Genomic DNA, 22,320 nt, shown 5'->3' on the forward strand with positions numbered 1-22,320 from the left:
ACCGCGAACAGAGCCGGCTGCACCACATCCACCCGCTCCAGCGACGGCGCGCCCTCCACCCCCCGCAACACATCGACGAGCGACCAGTCCGTGAACGGCTCCAGCGCCTTCGCACACGCCTCGATCCGGGCGGCGAACTCCGGCGAGGAGGTAAGCAGTTCCTCCGCCATGCCCACCCACTGCGAGCCCTGCCCCGGGAACAAGAACGCCGTCTTGCTCGCGACGACCGAACCCGTCACCACGTTCGCGGCCATCGCCCCCGACGCCACCGCCTCCACACCCGCCACATGATCGGCCAGGACCACCGCCCGGTGCTCCAAAGCCGCCCGCGACGACGCCAACGACCAGCCCACATCCACCACACCGGCACCCGGCGCACCCGCGAGCCAACCCGACAACCGCTCCGCCTGCGCCCGCAACGCCCCCGCACTCTTGCCCGACAACACCCACGGCACCACCGCAAGCCCACCACCGCCACCAGCGGCAGCACCACCGGCATCACCCTCGACCGGGGAAACCTCCGGCGCCTGCTCCACGATCACATGCGCGTTCGTCCCGCTGAACCCGAACGACGACACACCCGCACGGCGCGGATGCGTGGTCTCGGGCCACGCGGTCGGCTCGGTGAGCAGCGACACCGTGCCGGACTCCCAGTCGATGTGCGGGGACGGCTCGTCGATGTGCAGGCTTCGGGGCAGTACGCCGTGCTGCATCGCGAGGACCATCTTGATGACGCCCGCCACGCCCGCCGCGGCCTGCGTGTGGCCGATGTTCGACTTGACCGAGCCGAGCAGCAGCGGCCGGTCGGCCGGCCGGTCCTGGCCGTACGTGGCGATCAGCGCCTGGGCCTCGATGGGGTCGCCGAGGCTGGTGCCGGTGCCGTGGGCCTCCACGGCGTCGACCTGGTCGGCCGAGAGCCGGGCGTTGGCCAGGGCCTGGCGGATGACGCGCTGCTGGGACGGGCCGTTCGGGGCGGTCAGGCCGTTGCTCGCGCCGTCCTGGTTGACCGCCGAACCGCGCACGACCGCCAGCACCGGGTGCCCGTTCTTGCGGGCGTCGGAGAGCCTCTCCAGCAGCAGGACGCCGACGCCTTCCGCCGGGCCGAACCCGTCGGCGGCGGCCGCGAACGCCTTGCAGCGGCCGTCGGTGGCGAGCCCGCGCTGCTTGCTGAACTCGACGAACAGCCCCGGGGTGGACATCACGTGCACACCGCCCGCGACGGCGAGCGTGCACTCACCGTTGCGCAGCGCCTGGACGGCCAGGTGGAGGGCGACCAGCGAGGCGGAGCAGGCGGTGTCGACGGTGACCGCCGGGCCTTCGAGACCGAAGGTGTACGACAGCCGGCCGGACATCACGCTGGAGGCGTTGCCGGTGCCCAGGTGCCCCGCGTAGTCCTCGGCCGCCTCCAGGAGCGGGGTGAGGTAGTCGGAGCCGTTGATGCCGACGAACACCCCGGACCGGCTGCCCCGCAGCGTCCCCGGGTCGATGCCCGCACGCTCGAACGCCTCCCAGGAGGTTTCCAGCAGCAGGCGCTGCTGCGGGTCCATCGCCATGGCCTCCCGGGGCGAGATCCCGAAGAAGGCCGCGTCGAAGGCGGACGCGTCGGCGAGGAAGCCGCCTTCGCGCGTCACGGACGTGCCGTGGTCGTCGGGGTCGTCCGAGAACAGGTTGTCGAGGTCCCAGCCGCGGTCCGTGGGGAACGCGGTGAGCGCGTCGCCGTCACGGCTCAGCAATTCCCACAGCGCCTCGGGGGACCGTACACCGCCCGGGAAGCGGCAACTCATGGCCGTGATGGCTATCGGCTCGTGGGCCTGGCTCTCGATCTCCCGCAGACGTCCGTACGCCTCGTCGAGGTCCGTGGTGACTTTCTTGAGGTATTCGCGGAGCTTCGCTTCGTTCGCCACTGGCTCTTCACCTATTCGCATGGTCGAGTCGTGGAGGTGTTCGCACGCACTCGGAAAGTTCTGGGATTTCTTGCGGTGGGGCGTTTCCCGGGCCGGGGGTGGGACGTACCGCCGGGGAATGCCGGCGGTACGTCCCGGGGGCCGGGGTCAGCCCTGGCCGAACTTCTTGTCGATGAGGGCGAACAGCTCGTCGTCACTCGCCTCTTCGATCTCGCTGGCTCCCGTCTCGTCCTCCGCCTGGCGGGCGGCGTTCCACTGGGCCAGCAGGGTCTGGAGGCGTACCGCGACCCGCGCGTGCGCGGCCTCGTCGCCGGCCGCCGCCGACAGTTCCTCGGGGGCCAGCGAGGAGAAGGTGCTCTCCAGCCGGTCGAGTTCCTCCAGTACGGAGAGCTTGCGCTCCGCCGTGTCCGGTGCCACCTCGCCCAGCAGGTGCCGGGCCAGGGCGGCCGGGGTCGGGTGGTCGTAGACCAGCGTGGCCGCCAGTCGCAGACCGGTCGCGGCGTTGAGCCGGTTGCGCAGCTCGACCGCGGTGAGGGAGTCGAAGCCCAGCTCCTTGAACGCCTGGGCCTCTCCGACGAGTTCGGCCGACCTGTATCCGAGTACGGCGGCCACGTGGCCGCGCACCAGGTCCAGTACGGTGCGCTCCCGCTCGGCGGGCGGCAGTTCGGCGAGCCGCTGGGCCACCGTCCGCTCACCGGCGCCGTCCGCGGCCCCGGTCTCCGCCGGGCGGTCCGTGCCGCGGGCGGACCTGCGGACCGGGGTGCGTACCAGACCGCGGAACATCGGCAGGACCTCGCCGTCGGCGGCACGGGCCCGTACGGTCGGCAGGTCGATCCCGACCGGTACGAGGACGGGTTCGTCCGCCGCGAGGGCCGCGTCGAACAGTGCCAGTCCCTCCGCCGCCGACAGCGGCGTGACCCCGCCGCGCGCGGCCCTGCTCCGCTCGGCGCCGGTGAGCCGGCCGGCCATGCCGCGCTCCTCGGCCCACATGCCCCAGACCAGGGACAGGGCGGTCAGCCCGCGGGCCCTGCGGTGGCGGGCGAGGGCGTCGAGGAAGACGTTGGCCGCCGCGTAGTTGGCCTGCCCGGCGCCGCCGAGCGTGCCGGCGGCCGCGGAGAACAGCACGAACGCCGACAGGTCGAGGTCGCGGGTCAGTTCGTGCAGGTGGAGCGCGGCTTCCGCCTTGGGGCGCAGCACCCGGTCCACCCGCTCGGGCGTGAGCAGGTCCACGACTCCGTCGTCGAGGACGGCCGCGGTGTGCACGACCGCCGTCAGCGGGTGCTCGGCGGGTACGGAGCCCAGCAGCGCGGCGAGCGCGTCACGGTCGGCCACGTCGCACGCCGCCCAGGTGACGTCCGCGCCCGCCCCGGTGAGGGCGGCCGTGAGCTCCGCGGCGCCTTCGGCCTCGGCACCACGGCGGCTGGTGAGCAGCAGGTGCCGTACGCCGTGCTCGGCGACCAGGTGACGGGCGAAGAGCCCGGCGAGCCCACCGCTCGCCCCGGTGACCAGGACCGTGCCCTGGGGGTCGATCCGGCGGCCGCCGTCACCCGGGGCGGCCCCGGCGGCCACCCGGGCCAGGCGGGGCGCGTGGACCGCCCCGGCGCGCACGGCCAGTTCGGGCTCGTCCGAGGCGACCGCCGTGGGCAGCGCCCGGACGGAGGCGTCGTCACCGTCGAGGTCGACGAGGACGAACCGGCCCGGGTTCTCGGTCTGCGCCGCGCGCACCAGGCCCCACACCGGGGCGTGCGCGAGGTCACCGGCTTCCGGGTCCGCTTCCGTGCCCGTGGCCACGGCGCCCCGGGTGACGACGGCCAGCCGCGCGTCGGTGAACCGGCCGTTGTCGAGCCAGCCCTGCACCGTCGCCAGCGCGCGGTGCGTCGCCGTGCGCACCTCGTCCGCGAGGCCCGCGGACACCTCCGCCGCCGGGGACGTGGCCGCGAAGAACGGGACGTACACCGTTTCCGGCACCGCCCGCCCGGCGGCGAGGGCCGTGTCGAGGGCGTCCAGGTCGTCGTACGCCTCGACGGTGAGACCGGTCGCCTTCAGCACCTCGGCGAGGGAGCCCCCGGCGTCACCGACGACCACCGCGGCGGAAGCGGAAAGCGAAGGAGCGGCGGTCGGCCGTGCCGGAGCCGTGGTCCGCACCCAGTCGAGGCGGAACAGCGACTCGTGGCCGCCGTCCGGGAGGACGGTGAACCGTGCGGCGTCGACCTCCCCCGTCACCAGCGACTCGACGGACGCGACGGGCGCGCCCCGCTCGTCGGCCACCGCGACGGACACGGTGTCCTTCCCGGACGGAGTGATCCGCAGACGCAGCGCGTCGGCCCCGACCGCGTACAGCCGCACCCCGCGCCAGACGAGCGGGGTCCTGCCCGTACCAGCCGTATCACCCGTACCGCCCGGGCCGGCCGCCAGCGCCTGTGACGCGGCGTCGAGCAGGGCCGGGTGCAGGGCGAACCGGGCCGCCGACGACCGTACGTCGTCGGAGAGCCGGGCCTCGACGAACACCTCCTCGCCGCGCGACCACACCTCGGCCAGCGTCCGGAACGCGGGCCCGTGGTGAAGCCCGGCGGCCGTCAGGCGGTCGAGCACCGCGTCGACCGGGACCCGCTCGGCACCGGCGGGCGGCCACTGGCCGGCGTCGGTGACTGCGGCGGTGGCAGTGCCGGTGTTTGTGGCGGTGTCGGTGTCGGTGTCGGTGTCGGTGGTGAGGTGCCCGGTCGCGTGACGGAGCCAGGCCCCGCCCGTGAGCCCGGCCGAACCGGCCGTCTCCGCGCGGCCGTGCACCTGGACCGGACGGCGCCCTCGGTCGTCCGCCGCGCCGACGGTGACGCGGAGCTGCACGGCACCCGACTCGGGGAGCACGAGCGGTGCCTCCAGCGTCAGCTCCTCCACGACCTCGCACCCGACCTCGTCACCGGCGCGGACGGCCAGCTCGACGAAGGCGGCGCCGGGCAGCACGACGGTGTCGGCCACCGCGTGATCGGCGAGCCACGGGTGCGTGCGGAGGGAGAGCCGCCCGGTGAACAGGAACCCGTCCGAGTCCGGCAGCTCCACCGCGGCACCCAGCAGCGGGTGCCCGGCGGCACCGATGCCGACCGAGGTGACGTCGTCGAACTCGGCGAAGGAGTCGATCCAGTACCGCTCACGCTGGAAGGCGTACGTCGGCAGGTCGACCCGCCGGGCGCCGGTACCGGCGAAGTACGCGCCCCAGTCGACCGTCACGCCCCGGACGTAGGCCTGGGCGAGAGCGGTGGCGATCGTTTCCGTCTCCGGTCGGCCGGAGCGGAGGGCGGGCGCGAAGACGGCCGTGTCGGTGTCACCGGTCAGGCAGTCCTGGGCGAGCGCCGACAGGACCCCGTCAGGGCCGAGTTCGAGGTACGTGGTGACCCCGGCGGCCTCCAGCGCGCGGACGCCGTCCAGGAACCGCACGGCCTCGCGGACATGACGTACCCAGAAGTCCGCCGAACCCATCTCGTCCGTGACCAGCGCACCGGTCAGGTTCGACACGACCGGAATGCGCGGGGACGCGTACGACAGGCTCTCGGCGACCTTGCGGAAGTCGGCGAGCATGCCGTCCATGTGCGGCGAGTGGAACGCGTGACTCACCGTCAGTCGCTTGGTCTTACGACCCAACTCCTCGAAACGTCCGGCGATGGACACCGCGTCGACCTCATCACCCGCGACCACGACCGACTGCGGACCGTTGATCGCCGCGATGCTCACCCGGTCGCTGAGCAGCGGAAGAACCTCGTCCTCCGACGCCTGCACCGCGATCATCACGCCACCACCAGGCAGCGCCTGCATCAGACGTCCGCGTGCTGCCACCAGCGTGCAGGCGTCCTCCAGGGACAGGACCCCGGCCACATGGGCGGCGGCGATCTCGCCGATCGAATGCCCGGCCAGGAAGTCCGGCTTCACGCCCCAGCTCTCCAGCAGCCGGAACAGCGCCACCTCGACCGCGAACAGCGCCGGCTGCGTGAACTCCGTCCGGTCCAGCGCCTCACCATCGGCCCCGAACAGCACATCCTTCAGCGGCAGGTCCATGTGGGCGCCGATCGCGTCCATTGCGTCGGCGAACACCGGGTAGGCCTCGTACAACTCACGGCCCATGCCCAGCCGCTGGCTGCCCTGCCCCGTGAACAGGAAGGCCGTCTGCTGGTCCGGGCCGGCGACGCCCCATACGAGCCGGGTGGCGGACCCACCCGTCGCCAGCGCGGTCAGCGCCTGGCGGAACTCGTCGTGGTCCTCCGCGACCAGCACGGCACGGTGGTCGAGTGCCGCCCTGCCGGTCGCGAGCGAGTGACCGACGTCCACCGGGCGCAGGCCGCCGTGGGTGTCGAGATGGGCGCGGAGGCGCTCCGCCTGGTCGCGGAGGGCCCCTTCGGTCCTGCCCGAGAGGACCCACGCGACGGTGGCCGGGCTGTTCTCGGGCCGGTCGGTCGTGGGCTCGGCCGGGGCCGGGAGCGGCGGTGCCTCCTCCAGGATGGTGTGGGCGTTGGTGCCGCTCACGCCGAAGGACGAGACGCCCGCGCGGCGGGGGCGGCCGGTCTCCGGCCAGGCCGTCCGCTCGGTCAGCAGGGCGATGTCCCCGGCCGTCCAGTCGACGTGCGGGGTCGGCTCGTCCACGTGCAGCGTCTGCGGGAGCACTCCGTGCCGCATCGCCAGCACCATCTTCATCAAGCCCGCGACACCGGCGGCGGCCTGGGTGTGCCCGATGTTCGACTTCACGGAGCCCAGCAGCAGCGGCCGGCCCTCCGGCCGGTCCTGACCGTAGGTGGCCAGCAGCGCCTGCGCCTCGATCGGGTCACCGAGCCTGGTGCCGGTGCCGTGCGCCTCGACGGCGTCGACATCGGCGGCCGACAGGCCCGCGCTCGCCAGGGCGGCGCGAATCACGCGCTGCTGCGAGGGGCCGTTGGGGGCGGTGAGGCCATTGCTGGCACCGTCCTGGTTGACCGCCGAGCCACGGACCACGGCCAGCACCGGGTGCCCGTTCTTGCGGGCGTCCGACAGCCGCTCCACGAGCAGCATGCCGACGCCCTCACCCCAGCCCGTACCGTCGGCGCCGGCGGCGAACGCCTTGATACGGCCGTCCGCCGCAAGACCCCGCTGGCGACTGAACTCGACGAAGGCACCTGGCGTGGACATCACGGTCACGCCACCGGCCAGTGCCAGCGAGCACTCCCCGTTCCGGAGCGCCTGCACCGCGAGGTGCAGCGCCACGAGGGACGCGGAGCACGCCGTGTCCACCGTGACCGCCGGACCCTCCATGCCGAACACGTACGAGAGCCGGCCGGAGACCACGCTCGCGGAATTGCCGGTGCTCATGAAGCCGTCGCCACCGTCGGCGGAGTTCAGCACGAGGGAGAGGTAGTCCTGGCCGTTGGTGCCGACGAAGACACCGGCCTGGCTGCCCCGCAGCGACGACGGGTCGATACCCGCCCGCTCGAACGCCTCCCACGACGTCTCCAGCAGCAACCGCTGCTGCGGGTCCATCGCCAGCGCCTCGCGCGGCGAGATCCCGAAGAACGCCGGGTCGAAGTCCGCCACGTCGTAGAGGAACCCGCCTTCTCGGGCGTACGGGGTGTCCTCGGCGGACTGCGGGCCGAACAGCGACTCCGCGTCCCAGCCACGGTCGGCCGGGAACTCGCCGATGGCGTCGCCGCCGGTGGCCAGCAACTGCCACAGGTCCTCGGGGGTACGGACCCCGCCGGGGAAGCGGCAGCTCATGGCCACGATCGCGATCGGGTCGTCGTCGGTCACGGCCCGCGTCACCGGTCCGGTCACCACGGTCCCGGTGCCGAGCAGCTCGCCCCGCAGGTAGTCCGCGAGGGCGGCGGAGGTGGGGTAGTCGTAGACGAGCGTGGCCGGGAGCGTCAGCTCGGTGGCCGCCCCGAGCCGGTTGCGCAGCTCGACGGCGGTCAGCGAATCGAAGCCCAGCTCCTTGAACGCCCGCCCCGCGCCGACGCGCTCCACGCCCGCGTGGCCGAGTACCGCGGCCACCTCCTTGCGTACGAGGTCGAGCAGCATGCGCTCCTGCTCGGCGGCGGACAGCTCGGCGAGCCGGCGGCCCAGCGAGTGCCGGGCGCGTGCGCCGCCCTCGCCGCCGTCCCGACCAGCGGTGTCATCCCGCTGCGCCAGAGCGTGGCTCGCCTCGGGCAGGTCGGTGAAGAGTCGGCATGCCCGTACGGCGGTGAAGCCCGGGGTGAACCGGGACCAGTCGACGTCCATGATCGTCAGCGCCGCGTCACCGGAACCGGCCGCCCGGCCGAACGCCGAGATCGCCAGATCGGCATCCATCGGCGGAACACCGCCCCGCCGCATCCGGGCGTCGAGCTCCGCGTCGGCGGCCATACCGCCCTCGGCCCACGGACCCCACGCAAGAGACGTAGCGGCGAGACCGTCGGCACGACGCTGCTCGGCCAGCGCGTCCAGATAGGCGTTCGCAGCCGCGTAGTTGCCCTGCCCGGCCGTGCCGATGGTGCCGCTCATGGACGAGAACAGCACGAACGCGGACAGGTCGATACCCAGCTCGACCGTCAGCTCGTGCAGGTTCCGTGCGGACACCGCCTTCGCCCGCAGAACACCATCCACACGCTCCGGCGTCAGAGCATCCAGCACACCATCGTCCAGAACACCGGCCGTGTGGATGACAGCGGTCAGCGACTCCGCCTCGGCAGCAAGCAGCGCCCGCAGCGCCTCCCGATCGGCAGCATCACACGCCACCACCGAAACATCCACGCCCAGAGCCGACAACTCGTCCACCAGGTCAGCAGCACCCGGAGCATCCAGGCCGCGACGGCTGGACAACACCAGCCGCTCAGCGCCCGACTCCGCCAGCCAGCGGGCCACCCGGCCACCCAGCGCACCCGTGCCACCGGTCACCAGAACCGTGCCACTCGGCACCCAGTCCGTGCCCTCCGCACCGGCCGCACGCACCAACCGACGCCCGAAGACACCCGAAGACCGCACCGCCACCTGGTCCTCACCAGAACCAGCAGCCGCCAGAACACCCACGAAACGGGAAAGAGCCCGCTCGTCCAGCACCTCCGGCAGGTCAACCAGCCCGCCCCAACGCTGCGGAACCTCCAGCGCGGCAACCCGCCCCAGACCCCACACCTGCGCCTGCACCGCAGACACCAGCCGGTCCGAACGACCCACCGACACCGCACCACGCGTCACACACCACAGCGGAGCATCGACACCGGCATCACCCAGCGCCTGCACCAGACCGACCGTCGCAACAAGCCCGGCAGCCTCGTCCAACGCCAACAGCGACACCACACCGGCACACGCACCCGCGTCCACCAGCAACTCCGCCAGCCCGGCCCGATCAACCTCAGCCTCGACGCGGACGAGCTGCACATCGGCGCCCCGCTCGGCCAGACCACGCACCACAGCATGGTCCTCGGCACCGGCAGGCACCACGACCAGCCACAACCCGGACAACCGCGCACCCGACGACACATCCGCCAGCGGGTTCCACGAGACCCGGTAACGCCAGCCATCAACCTCCGACCGCACCCGCCGCTGCCGACGCCACGCCGACAGGGCCGGCATGACCTCACCCAGCGCCGTCTCGTCCACGTCCAGCTCCGTGACCAGCGACGCGAGATCCTCGCGCTCCACGGCCTCCCAGAACCCGGCGTCCACCGCATCGACGCCCCCGGCAACCGGCACAACGCCCACCGACGACGCCTCCGGCCAGAACCGCTGCCGCTGGAACGCGTACGTCGGCAGATCGACCCGCCGACCGCCGGCGCCGTAGAGCGCCTCCCAGTCGACGGCCGTGCCACGGACGTGTAGCTGAGCGAGGGCCGTCATGGCCGTCTCGACCTCATGACGTCCGCGCCGTACGAAGGGGACGAACGCCGACGCGGCCTCCGTCGCGCATTCCTGCGCCATCGCGGAGAGCACACCGTCCGGCCCGAGTTCGAGGTATGTGGTGACCCCGGCGGCCTCCAGGGCACGAATCCCGTCCAGGAACCGGACCGCGTCCCGGACATGCCGTACCCAGAAGTCGGGGGACGCCATCTCGTCGTCGGAGACGACCGCACCGGTCAGGTTCGACACGACGGGGATCCGGGGGGTCTCGTACGAGATCGACTCCGCGACGGTACGGAAGTCGTCCAGCATCCCGTCCATGTGCGGCGAGTGGAACGCGTGGCTCACGCTCAGCCGCTTGGTCTTACGACCCAGCTTCTCGAAGTGCTCGGCGATAGCGACGGCCGCGTCCTCGTCACCCGCGATGACGACCGACTGCGGCCCGTTGATCGCCGCGATGCTCACCCGGTCCGTCAGCAGCGGCAGGACCTCGTCCTCCGACGCCTGGACCGCGATCATCACGCCACCAGCAGGCAGCGCCTGCATCAACCGGCCACGCGCGGCAACGAGCGTGCACGCGTCCTCCAGCGAGAACACACCCGCCACGTGCGCGGCCGCGATCTCACCGATCGAATGCCCGGCCACAAAGTCGGGCTTCACGCCCCACGACTCCACCAGCCGGAACAGCGCCACCTCCACCGCGAACAACGTGGGCTGGGTGAACTCCGTACGGTCGAGCGTCTCGCCGTCCGTGCCGAACAGCACGTCCTTCAGCGGCAGCTCCAAGTGCGAGCAGACCGCGTCCAGCGTCTCCGCGAACATCGGGAAAGCCTCGTACAGCTCACGACCCATGCCCAACCGCTGGCTGCCCTGCCCCGTGAACAGGAACGCCACCTTGCCCGCCACCGGCGAACCGGTCACCACACCCGCCGACGCAGCGCCTTCCGTCAGGGCCGCGAGACCTGCCAGCAGGCCCTCACGGTCACCGGCCACCACCGCCGCCCGGCGCTCGAACGAGGAGCGGCCGGTGGTCAGCGTGCGACCGACGTCGGCCAGGCCCAGTTCGGGAGCGGCGACGAGCCGCGCGCGGAGGTTGTCCGCCTGGCCACGCAGCGCGTCGTCGTTCTTGGCCGAGAGCACCAGCGGGAGGAAGGCCGGTTCCGGAGCCGTGTCGCCGGCCGGGTCCGTCTCCCCCCGCACCGGGGCCGGGGCCTGCTCGATGATGGTGTGGGCGTTCGTGCCGCTGAAGCCGAACGAAGAGATGCCCGCCCGACGCGGGCGGCCGGTCTCCGGCCACTCCTTCGGCTCGGTCAGCAGGGCGATGTCCCCGGCTTCCCAGTCGACCTGGGGGGACGGGGCGTCGATGTGCAGGCTCTGCGGGAGCAGGCCGTTCTGCATCGCCAGCACCATCTTGATGACGCCGGCGACACCGGCGGCGGCCTGGGTGTGGCCGATGTTCGACTTGATGGAGCCGAGCCACAGCGGCCGGTCCTCCGGCCGGTCCTGGCCGTAGGTGGCCAGCAGCGCCTGCGCCTCGATCGGGTCGCCCAGCGTCGTGCCCGTACCGTGCGCTTCCACGGCGTCCACATCGGCCGCCGACAGACCGGCGCTCGCGAGGGCGGCACGGATGACGCGCTGCTGGGAGGGGCCGTTGGGAGCGGTCAGACCGTTGCTGGCACCGTCCTGGTTGACCGCCGAACCGCGTACGACCGCCAGCACCGGGTGCCCGTTGCGCTGCGCGTCGGACAGCCGCTCGACGAGCAGCATGCCGACGCCCTCGCCCCAGCCCGTACCGTCGGCGCCGGCGGCGAACGCCTTGATGCGGCCGTCCGCCGCGAGCCCCCGCTGGCGGCTGAACTCGATGAACGTACCCGGCGTGGACATCACGGTCACGCCACCGGCCAGGGCGAGCGAGCACTCGCCGTTGCGCAGCGCCTGGATGGCCCAGTGCAGGGCGACCAGCGACGACGAGCACGCGGTGTCGACGGTGACCGCCGGACCCTCCAGGCCGAACACGTAGGAGAGACGTCCGGAGACGACGCTGGCCGCATTGCCGGTGCCCAGGTGGCCCTCAAGGCCTTCGGGCTCCTCGAGCAGTACGGACAGGTAGTCCTGGCCGTTGGTGCCGACGAAGACACCGGCCTGGCTGCCCCGAAGCGTCTCCGGGTCGATGCCCGCCCGCTCGAAGGCCTCCCAGGAGGTTTCCAGGAGCAGCCGCTGCTGCGGGTCCATCGCCAGCGCCTCGCGCGGCGAGATCCCGAAGAAGTCGGCGTCGAAGTCGGCGGCGTCGTACAGGAACCCGCCGGCTCGCGCGTACGAGGTGCCCTGCGCGTCGGGGTCCGCGTCGTACAGCGTCTCGACGTCCCAGCCCCGGTCCAGCGGCAGGTCGGAGATGGCGTCACCGCCCGAGGCGAGCAGCCGCCACAGGTCCTCGGGAGTACGAACCCCGCCCGGGAAGCGGCAGCTCATCGCCACGATCGCGATGGGATCGTCATCGACCGCCGTGATCGTCGGCCCGGCCGCCACGATCTCCGCGCCGAGCAGTTCGGTACGGAGGTGAGCGGCGAGCGCGAGGGGCGTCGGGTAGTCGTAGACGAGCGTGGCCGGCAGCCGCAGTTCGGTGGCGGCGCCGAGCCGGTTGCGCAGCTCGACGGCGGTCAGCGAGTCGAAGCCGATCTCGCGGAACGCCCGCCCCGTCTCGATGTCCCTGGCACCGGAGTGCCCGAGCACCTCGGCGACCTGGGCGCGCACGAGCTCCAGCAGGAACGGCTCGCGGTCCTCTTCGGTCATCGACCGGAGCCGCTGCGCGAGCGACGATCCGGCGGACGCCGGGCGAACGTCCTCCTCGGCAGCGCCGACGACCGCTGCCGCCTCGGGCAGGTCGGCGAGGAGTCGGCCGGCCCGTACGGCGGTGAAGCTGGGGGCGAACCGGGACCAGTCGACGTCCATGATCGTCAGCGCCGCGTCACCGGAACCGGCCGCCCGGCCGAACGCCGAGATCGCCAGATCGGCATCCATCGGCGGAACACCGCCCCGCCGCATCCGGGCGTCGAGCTCCGCGTCGGCGGCCATGCCGCCCTCGGCCCACGGACCCCACGCAAGAGACGTAGCGGCGAGACCGTCGGCACGACGCTGCTCGGCCAGCGCGTCCAGATAGGCGTTCGCAGCCGCGTAGTTGCCCTGCCCCGCTGCGCCGATGGTGCCGCTCATGGACGAGAACAGCACGAACGCGGACAGGTCGATACCCAGCGCGACCGTCAGCTCGTGCAGGTTGCGCGCCGCGTCGACCTTGGGACGCAAGACGTACGCGAAACGCTCCGGCGTCAACGCGTCAAGAACACCGTCATCAAGCACACCGGCGGTGTGGATGACAGCGGTCAGCGACTCCGCCTCGGCAGCGAGCAGCGCCCGCAGCGCCTCCCGATCGGCAGCGTCACACGCCACCACCGAAACCTCGACACCGTACGCCGACAACTCGTCCACCAGCTCAGCAGCGCCCGGTGCGTCCAGGCCGCGACGGCTGGACAACACCAGCCGCTGCGCGCCCGACTCCGCGAGCCACCGCGCGACCCGGCCACCCAGCGCACCCGTGCCACCGGTCACCAGAACCGTGCCACTCGGCACCCAGTCCGTGCCCCCCGCACCGGCCGCACGCACCAACCGACGCCCGAAGACACCCGAAGACCGCACCGCCACCTGGTCCTCACCAGAACCAGCAGCCGCCAGAACACCCACGAAACGGGAAAGAGCCCGCTCGTCCAGCACCTCCGGCAGGTCAACCAGCCCGCCCCAACGCTGCGGAACCTCCAGCGCGGCAACCCGCCCCAGACCCCACACCTGCGCCTGCGCCACCGACGCCAGCCGGTCCGAACGACCCACCGACACCGCACCACGCGTCACACACCACAACGGAGCATCGACACCGGCATCACCCAGCGCCTGCACCAGACCAACCGTCGCAACAAGCCCAACAGCCTCGTCCAACGCCAACAGCGACACCACACCAACCGGAGAACCCACCCCAGCCAGCAGCTCCGCCACCGCACCACGATCCGCACCAGCCTCAACGCTGACGCACCGGACCTCGGCGCCCCGCCCGGACAGACCACGCACCACAGCGTGGTCCTCGGCACCGGCAGGCACCACGACCAGCCACGACCCGGACAGCCGCGCACCCGACGACGCATCGGCGACCGGCTTCCACGTCACCCGGTAACGCCAGCCATCAACCTCCGACCGCACCCGCCGCTGCCGACGCCACGCCGACAACGCCGGCATGACCTCACCCAGCGCCGTCTCGTCCACGTCCAGCTCCGTGACCAGCGACGCGAGATCCTCGCGCTCGACGGCCTCCCAGAACCCGGCGTCCACCGCATCGACGCCCCCGGCAACCGGCACAACGCCCCCCGACGACGCCTCCGGCCAGAACCGCTGCCTCTGGAACGCGTACGTCGGCAGATCGACCCGCTGGGCGCCCGTACCGGCGAAGAAGGCGGACCAGTCGACCTCGACGCCCCGCACATGGGCCTGAGCCAGTGCGGTGACCACCGTCTCGGCCTCGGGGCGACCGTTCCGCAGGGCGGGAAGGAACGCCGAGACGTCCCCCGTCACGCATTCCTGCGCCATCGCGGAGAGGACACCGCCCGGACCGAGCTCCACGTAGGTCGTGACGCCCGCGTCCTCCAGCGCCCGGACACCGTCCAGGAAGCGCACGGCCTCGCGGACGTGCCGTACCCAGAACTCGGGGGACGCCATCTCGTCGTCGGAGACGACCGCACCGGTCAGGTTCGACACGACCGGGATACGCGGAGCCTCGTACGAGATCGACTCCGCGACCGTACGGAAGTCGTCCAGCATGCCGTCCATGTGCGGCGAGTGGAACGCATGGCTCACGCTCAGCCGCTTGGTCTTACGACCCTGCTCCTCGAAGTGCTCGGCGATGAGCACCGCGTCGGCCTCGTCGCCCGCGACGACCACGGACTGCGGACCGTTGATCGCCGCGATGCTCACCCGGTCCGTCAGCAGCGGAAGAACCTCGTCCTCCGACGCCTGCACCGCGATCATCACGCCACCACCAGGCAGCGCCTGCATCAACCGCCCACGAGCCGCCACCAGCCTGCACGCGTCCTCCAGCGAGAACACCCCGGCCACATGCGCGGCCGCGATCTCACCGATCGAATGACCCGCCAGGAAGTCCGGACGTACGCCCCAGCTCTCCAGCAGCCGGAACAGCGCCACCTCGACCGCGAACAGCGCGGGCTGCGCGAACTCCGTACGGTCGACAGCAGCCGCGTCCGACCCGAACAGCACGTCCTTCAGCGGCAGCTCCAAGTGCGAGCACACCGCATCCAGCGCCTCCGCGAACACCGGGAACGCCTCGTACAGCTCACGACCCATGCCCAGCCGCTGGCTGCCCTGCCCCGTGAACAGGAACGCGAGACCACCGCCGACGACCGTGCCCTTCACCAGGCCCGGGACCTGCTCGCCCTCGGCGAGGGCACCCAGCAGGGACGTTAGCGAACGCACGTCGGAGCCGTCACCGAGAAGCACCGCCCGGTGCTCCAGGGCCGCGCGGGTGGTGGCCAGCGAGTAGCCGAGGTCGAGGGCACCGGAGGTACCGGTGGCCGTCAGGACGGTGGTCGCGGCCGTGGCCAGCCGGTCCGCCTGGGCCCGGAGGGCGGCGGCGGTGCGGCCGGAGACGAGCCACGGCAGCACCGGCAGGGTGCGCGTCGCGGGGGTGCGCGAGGGAACGGGGTCGCCCGGGGTCCCGTCGGCGGGGTGGCGCGGTGCCTGTTCGAGGATGGCGTGCGCGTTGGTGCCGCTGTAGCCGAACGAGGAGACCCCGGCCCGGCGCGGGCGGCCGGTCTCCGGCCACGGCAGCGGCTCGGTGAGCAGGGAGACCGCGCCTTCCGACCAGTCGACGTACGGCGTGGGCTCGTCGACGTGGAGGGTCTGCGGGAGCACGCCGTGGCGCATCGCCATGACCATCTTGATGACGCCGGCCGCTCCGGCCACGGCCTGGGTGTGGCCGATGTTCGACTTCACGGAGCCCAGCCACAGCGGGCGGTCGTCCGTACGCCCCTGCCCGTACGTGGCGAGGAGCGCCTGTGCCTCGATGGGGTCACCGAGGGTGGTGCCGGTGCCGTGTGCTTCGACGGCGTCGACGTCGGTGGCCGACAGTCCGGCGTCGGCGAGTGCTTCCCGGATGACCCGCTGCTGGGAGGGGCCGTTGGGGGCGGTGAGCCCGTTGCTGGCGCCGTCCTGGTTCACGGCGGTGCCGCGGACCAGGGCGAGGACCGGGTGGCCGTTGCGACGCGCGTCGGACAGCCGCTCGACGAGCAGCATGCCGACGCCCTCGGACCAGCTCGTGCCGTCGGCGGAGGCGGCGAAGGCCTTGATGCGGCCGTCGGCGGCGAGCCCGCGCTGGCGGCTGAACTCGGTGAACGCCCCGGGGGTGGACATGACGGTCACGGCGCCCGCGAGGGCCATGGAGCACTCGCCGCGCCGCAGGGCCTGCGCCGCCAGGTGGAGGGTGACGAGGGAGGAGGAGCAGGCGGTGTCGACGGTGACCGCCGGGCCCTCCAGGCCGAAGGTGTAGGAGATCCGGCCGGAGACGACGCTGGCCGCGTTGCCGGTGCCGAGGTGGCCTTCCAGCCCGTCGGAGTCGTTGAGCCAGAGCTGGAGGTAGTCCTGGGCGTTGGAGCCGACGAAGACGCCGGTGCGGCTGCCGCGCAGCGTCGCCGGGTCGATGCCGGCGCGCTCGAAGGTCTCCCAGGTGGTTTCGAGGAGGATCCGCTGCTGCGGGTCCATCGCCAGCGCCTCGCGCGGCGAGATGCCGAAGAACCCGGCGTCGAACTCGGCGACGTCGTGCAGGAACCCGCCTTCGCGGGCGTAGCTGGTGCCCTCGCGGTCGGGGTCGTCGCTGTAGAGGGTGTCGAGGTCCCAGCCGCGGTCGGCGGGGAAGCCGGTGATGCCGTCGCCGCCCGTGCTGAGCAGGTGCCACAGGTCCTCGGGGCCGGTGATGCCGCCCGGGAAGCGGCAGCTCATCGCCACGATCGCGATGGGGTCGTCGGCCTCGTCGGCGGTCGCGCGGCCCCGCGGGAGGGCGGGGGCGGTCGCACCGGCCGATCCGGCCGCGAGGTCGCCGATCAGTTCCTCACGGAGGTATCCGGCGAGGGCGGTCGCGGTGGGGTAGTCGAACACCAGGGTGGCGGGCAGGCGGCGGCCGGTGGCGTCGCCGAGGAGATTGCGCAGTTCGACGGCGGTCAGCGAGTCGAAGCCGAGTTCCTTGAAGGAGCGGCCCGGTTCGACGGCGGCCGCGCCGGAGTGGCCGAGGGCCGTGGCGACCTGCTTGCGCACGAGGTCGAGCAGGACGCGGTCCTGCTCGGCGGCGGACAGGCCGGCCAGGCGCTGCCGCAGGCCGCTCTCGTCGCCGGCTCCGGCGGCGCCGCCGCCGGCCGTACGCCGGGCGGGGACGCGTACGAGGCCGCGCAGCAGCGGTGACATCGTGCCGGCCCTGGCCTGGGCGCGCAGCGCGGTCGGGTCGAGGGGCATGAGGACCGGTGCGGCCTCGTCGAGCGTGTGGGCGAGGTCGAAGAGGTCGAGGCCCTCGGCCGTGGTGAGCGGGGGCAGCCCGTTGCGGCGCATGCGGCTGAGGTCGGCCTCGTCGAGGCGGCCGGCCATGCCGGTGCCGTCGGCCCACAGGGCCCAGGCCATCGAGGTCGCGGGGAGGCCCTGGGCGCGGCGGTGCTGCGCGAGGGCGTCCAGGAAGACGTTCGCGGCGGCGTAGTTGCCCTGGCCCGGGCCGCCGAAGACGCCGCCGATGGAGGAGAAGAGGACGAACGCGGAGAGGTCGAGGTGCCGGGTCAGCTCGTGCAGGTTGCAGGCCGCGTCGACCTTGGGGCGCAGCACGGCGGAGAGCCGCTCGGGGGTGAGGGAGGTGAGCACGCCGTCGTCAAGGACGCCCGCGGTGTGGACGACCGCGCCGAGCGGGTGGTCGGCGGGTATCCGCTCCAGTACGGCGGCCAGGGCGTCGCGGTCGGCGACGTCGCACGCCGCCCAGGTCACCGAGGCGCCCGCCGCGGCCAGTTCGGCGCCGAGGCGCTGTGCCTCGGGGGTGGTGCCGCCCCGGCGGCCCACCAGCAGCAGGTGCCGTACGCCGTGTTCGGCGACGAGCCGGTGGGCGACCAGTCCGCCCAGCATTCCGCCGGCGCCGGTGATCAGTACGGTCGCCTCGGGCGCGTACCGGACGGTCCGGGTCTCGTCGTCCCCGGCGGCGGCCGGCACCCGGGCGAGCCGCAGGGCGTACGGGGAGCCGTCGCGGAGGGCGAGTTGCGGCTCGTCGGCGTCGAGGACGGCGGGCAGGGCCCGCGCGGATTCGTCGCGCCCGTCGGTGTCGACCAGCAGCAGCCGGTCGGGGTACTCGGACTGGGCGGAGCGCAGCAGGCCCCATACGCCCGCGTGCACGGGGTCGGTGACCGTGTCGCCGTCGCCCGCCGCGACCGCGCCCCGGGTGACGACGACCAGGCGGGTGGCGGCGAACCGCTCCCCGGCGAAGAGCGCGTCGTCCACCCAGGCCCGGGTCAGGGCGAGGGCGTGGTGCGTGGCGTCGTGCACGGCGCGGGCCGACAGGGCCGGTCCGTCGGCGCGGGACTCGGCGCCCGAACCATCGCTGTCGCCGGTGCCGGTGCCGGTGCCGTCGAGGGCCGGGCCGTAACCGGCCAGCACCACGTCCGGCACGTCCGCACCGGCCTCGACGGCCGCCGCCAGCGCGGCGAGGTCGGCGTGCACGGTGACCTCGCCGGCCAGGACCTCCGGCAGGGCGTCCCTCAGGTGGGCCACGGCGCCCGCAGCGCCCAGCACGGCCCAGCGGCGGGGCGTGGCCGGGGCGTCGGACCCGGCGGGCAGCGGCGTCCACTCCGCCCGGAACACCGACTCGTGGAACGCGGTACGCGCCGCCCGCACCTGCTCCGCCGACACGGACCGCAGGACGAGCGAGTCGACGGTCGCGACCGGAGCACCGGTCGTGTCCGCGATCTCCAGCCGTACGCCGTTCGCGCCCGCCGGCGCGAGGTGCACGCGCAGCGCCTCGGCGCCGGACGCGTGCAAGGAGACTCCGCTCCAGGCGAACGGGAGCCGGCCTTCGCCCTCGGCGCCGTCCAGCACGCCGAGACCCAGCGCGTGCAGGGCCGCGTCCAGCAGGGCGGGGTGCAGCCCGAAGTCACGGGCCGTTGCATCGGGCCCCTCGGGGAGGGCGACCTCGACGTAGACACTCTCACCGAGCCGCCACGCCGCCGTCAGGCCACGGAACACCGGTCCGTAGCCCATGCCGACCTCGGCGAGGTCCGCGTACAGGCTCTCCGTCGGGATGGCCTCGGCGCCCGCCGGGGGCCACTGGGCCGCCGCGAAGTCCGGGCGTGCCGCGCCCTGGGCGAGCACACCGGCGGCGTGCCGCGTCCACGGCTCGTCGGCCCCGCCGTCCTGCGTACGGGAGGAGAGGGTGAACGTCCTGCGTCCGGTGCCGTCCGCGTCCGGGGCGCCGACGTGGATCTGGAGCTGCACGCCACCGCGCGGCGGAAGCACCAGCGGTGCCTCCAGCGTCAGTTCCTCCAGGACGTCGCACCCGACCTGGTCCCCGGCGTGCACCGCGAGCTCGACGAAGGCGGTGCCGGGCAGGAGCACGGTGTCCATGATCGCGTGGTCGGCCAGCCACGGGTGGGTGTCCAGACCCAGCCGAGCGGTGAGGAGGAGGCCATCCGAGTCGGCGAGCGCCACCATCGCGCCGAGCAGCGGGTGCCCGGCCTTCTCCAGTCCGGCGGCGGTCACGTCACCGGCGCGGGAGCCCGGCTCGATCCAGTACCGCTGTCGCTGGAAGGCGTACGTGGGCAGGTCGACGCGCCGGGCGCCCGTACCGGCGAAGTACGCGTTCCAGTCGACGGCGACACCCCGCACGTGGGCCTGGGCGAGAACGGCCGTGACGGTCTCCGCCTCGGACCGGCCACCGCGCAGCGCGGGCACGAAGACCGCGTCCCCGTCACTGGTGGTCAGGCAGTCCTGGGCCAGGGCCGACAGGACCCCGTCCGGGCCGAGTTCGAGGTACGTCGTGACCCCGGCCGCCTCCAGAGCACGCACGCCGTCCAGGAACCGCACCGCGTCCCGGACATGACGCACCCAGAAGTCCGCCGAACCCATCTCACCGTCGGCAACGACCGCACCGGTCAGGTTCGACACGACCGGGATACGCGGAGCCTCGTACGAGATCGACTCCGCGACCGTACGGAAGTCGTCCAGCATCCCGTCCATGTGCGGCGAGTGGAACGCGTGGCTCACGCTCAGCCGCTTGGTCTTACGACCCTGCTCCTCGAAGTGCTCGGCGATGAGCACCGCGTCGGCCTCGTCGCCCGCGACGACCACGGACTGCGGACCGTTGATCGCCGCGATGCTCACCCGGTCCGTCAGCAGCGGAAGAACCTCGTCCTCCGACGCCTGCACCGCGATCATCACGCCACCAGCAGGCAGCGCCTGCATCAACCGGCCACGCGCAGCCACCAGCGCACACGCGTCCTCCAGCGAGAACACACCCGCCACGTGCGCGGCCGCGATCTCACCGATCGAATGCCCGGCCACGAAGTCGGGCTTCACGCCCCAGCTCTCGACGAGCCGGAACAGCGCCACCTCGACCGCGAACAACGCCGGCTGGGTGAACTCCGTCCGGTCCAGCGTCTCGTCATCCGCGCCGAACAGCACGTCCTTCAGCGGCAGGTCCATGTGGGCGCACACCGCATCCAGCGTCTCCGCGAACACCGGGAACGCCTCATACAGCTCACGACCCATACCCAGCCGCTGGCTGCCCTGGCCCGTGAACAGGAACGCCACCTTGCCCGCCACCGGCGAACCGGTCACCACACCCGCCGACGACGAACCCTCCGACACGGCCGTCAGCCCCGCCAGCAGACCCTCACGGTCGGCCCCGAACACCACCGCCCGGTCCTCGAACGACGCACGACCCACCGCCAACGACAGACCGACGTCCACCGGACGCAACACAGAGTCCTGCTCGACACGAGCGAGCAGACGACGGGCCTGCTCACGCAGCGCCTCCCCGCCCTTCGCCGACAGCACCCACGGCGTCACCGCCACCGAAGCAACAGGCGCCACAACAGCCCCCGCCACCTCCACCGACTCCTCCACAACAGGAGCCTGCTCGATGATCGTGTGGACGTTGGTGCCGCTCACGCCGAAGGCGGAGACGCCGGCCCGGCGGGGGCGGCCGGTGTCCGGCCACCGCACCGGTTCGGTCAGCAGCGAGACGCCGCCCGCGGACCAGTCGACGTGCGAGGTGGGCTCGTCGACGTGCAGGGTCCGGGGCAGGACACCCTGCCGTATGGCCATGACCATCTTGATGATGCCCGCGACACCGGCGGCGTTCTGGGTGTGGCCGATGTTCGACTTCAGCGAGCCGAGCCACAGCGGCGGCTGATCCGCCGCACGTCCCTGGCCGTAAGTGGCGAGGAGGGCCTGGGCCTCGATCGGGTCGCCCAGGGTGGTGCCCGTGCCGTGGGCCTCGACGGCGTCGATGTCGGCGGGCGTCAGCCGGGCGCTCTCCAGGGCCTGGCGGATGACGCGCTGCTGCGCCGGGCCGTTGGGGGCCGTGAGCCCGTTGCTGGCGCCGTCCTGGTTGACGGCGGAGCCGCGTACGACGGCCAGGACCTGGTGGCCGTTACGGCGGGCGTCGGAAAGGCGTTCCACGAGCAGGACGCCGACGCCCTCGGACCAGCCGGTGCCGTCGGCGGCCTCGGCGAAGGACTTGCAGCGGCCGTCGGGCGACAGGCCGCGCTGGCGGCTGAACTCGACGAAGACGTCGGGGCCGGCGAGGACGGTGACGCCCCCGGCGAGCGCGAGCGAGCACTCCCCCTGGCGCAGCGCCTGCACGGCCATGTGCAGGGCGACGGAGGAGGACGAGCAGGCGGTGTCGATGGTGGCGGCGGGGCCTTCGAGGCCGAAGAAGTAGGCGAGGCGGCCGGAGACGACGCTGGAGGCGGTTCCGGTGAGCAGGTGGCCCTCGACACCGTCGGGGAGGTCGTGGTTGCCGGCCCCGTACGCGTTGGCGGAAGCGCCGACGAAGACTCCGGCCCGGCTGCCGCGCAGGGTGGCCGGGTCGATCCCGGCGCGTTCGAAGGCCTCCCAGGTGGTCTCCAGGAGCAGCCGCTGCTGCGGGTCCATGGCGAGCGCCTCGCGCGGCGAGATCCCGAAGAACGCGGGGTCGAAGTCGGCCGCGTCGTGCAGGAACCCGCCGTCGCGGGCGTAGGTGGTGCCGTCGTGGTCCGGGTCGGGGTCGTACAGCGCATCGATGTCCCAGCCCCGGTTCTCGGGGAAGCCCGTGATGGCGTCGCCACCGGTCTCGACGAGTCTCCACAGTTCCTCCGGCGACCGGACGCCGCCGGGGAAGCGGCAGCTCATGCCGACGATCGCGATCGGTTCGCGTGAGGCGTCGGTGAGCTCCTGGTTCCGGCGACGCAGCCGCTCGGTTTCCTTGAGGGAGGCCCGCAGCGCTTCAACGACTTTTTCGTTGGGGGTTGTCATCACTTACTCC

Annotated in this window: 2 protein-coding genes; both read right to left on the bottom strand. The window is 72.9% G+C overall.

Features of this window, described 5'->3' with window-relative positions; all coding sequences use genetic code 11:
- A partial coding sequence (locus ACZ7LK_RS28070) for a type I polyketide synthase (RefSeq protein ID WP_471143990.1) occupies positions 1-1,904 on the bottom strand: 1,904 nt, incomplete at its 3' end.
- A 147-nt stretch (positions 1,905-2,051) separates the two neighbouring features.
- Complete coding sequence (locus ACZ7LK_RS28075; RefSeq protein WP_471143992.1) at positions 2,052-22,310, bottom strand: type I polyketide synthase; 20,259 nt, start codon at positions 22,308-22,310, stop codon at positions 2,052-2,054.
- Between the last annotated feature and the right edge of the window lie 10 nt (positions 22,311-22,320).

Source organism: Streptomyces sp. NPDC039423, from assembly GCF_055598725.1.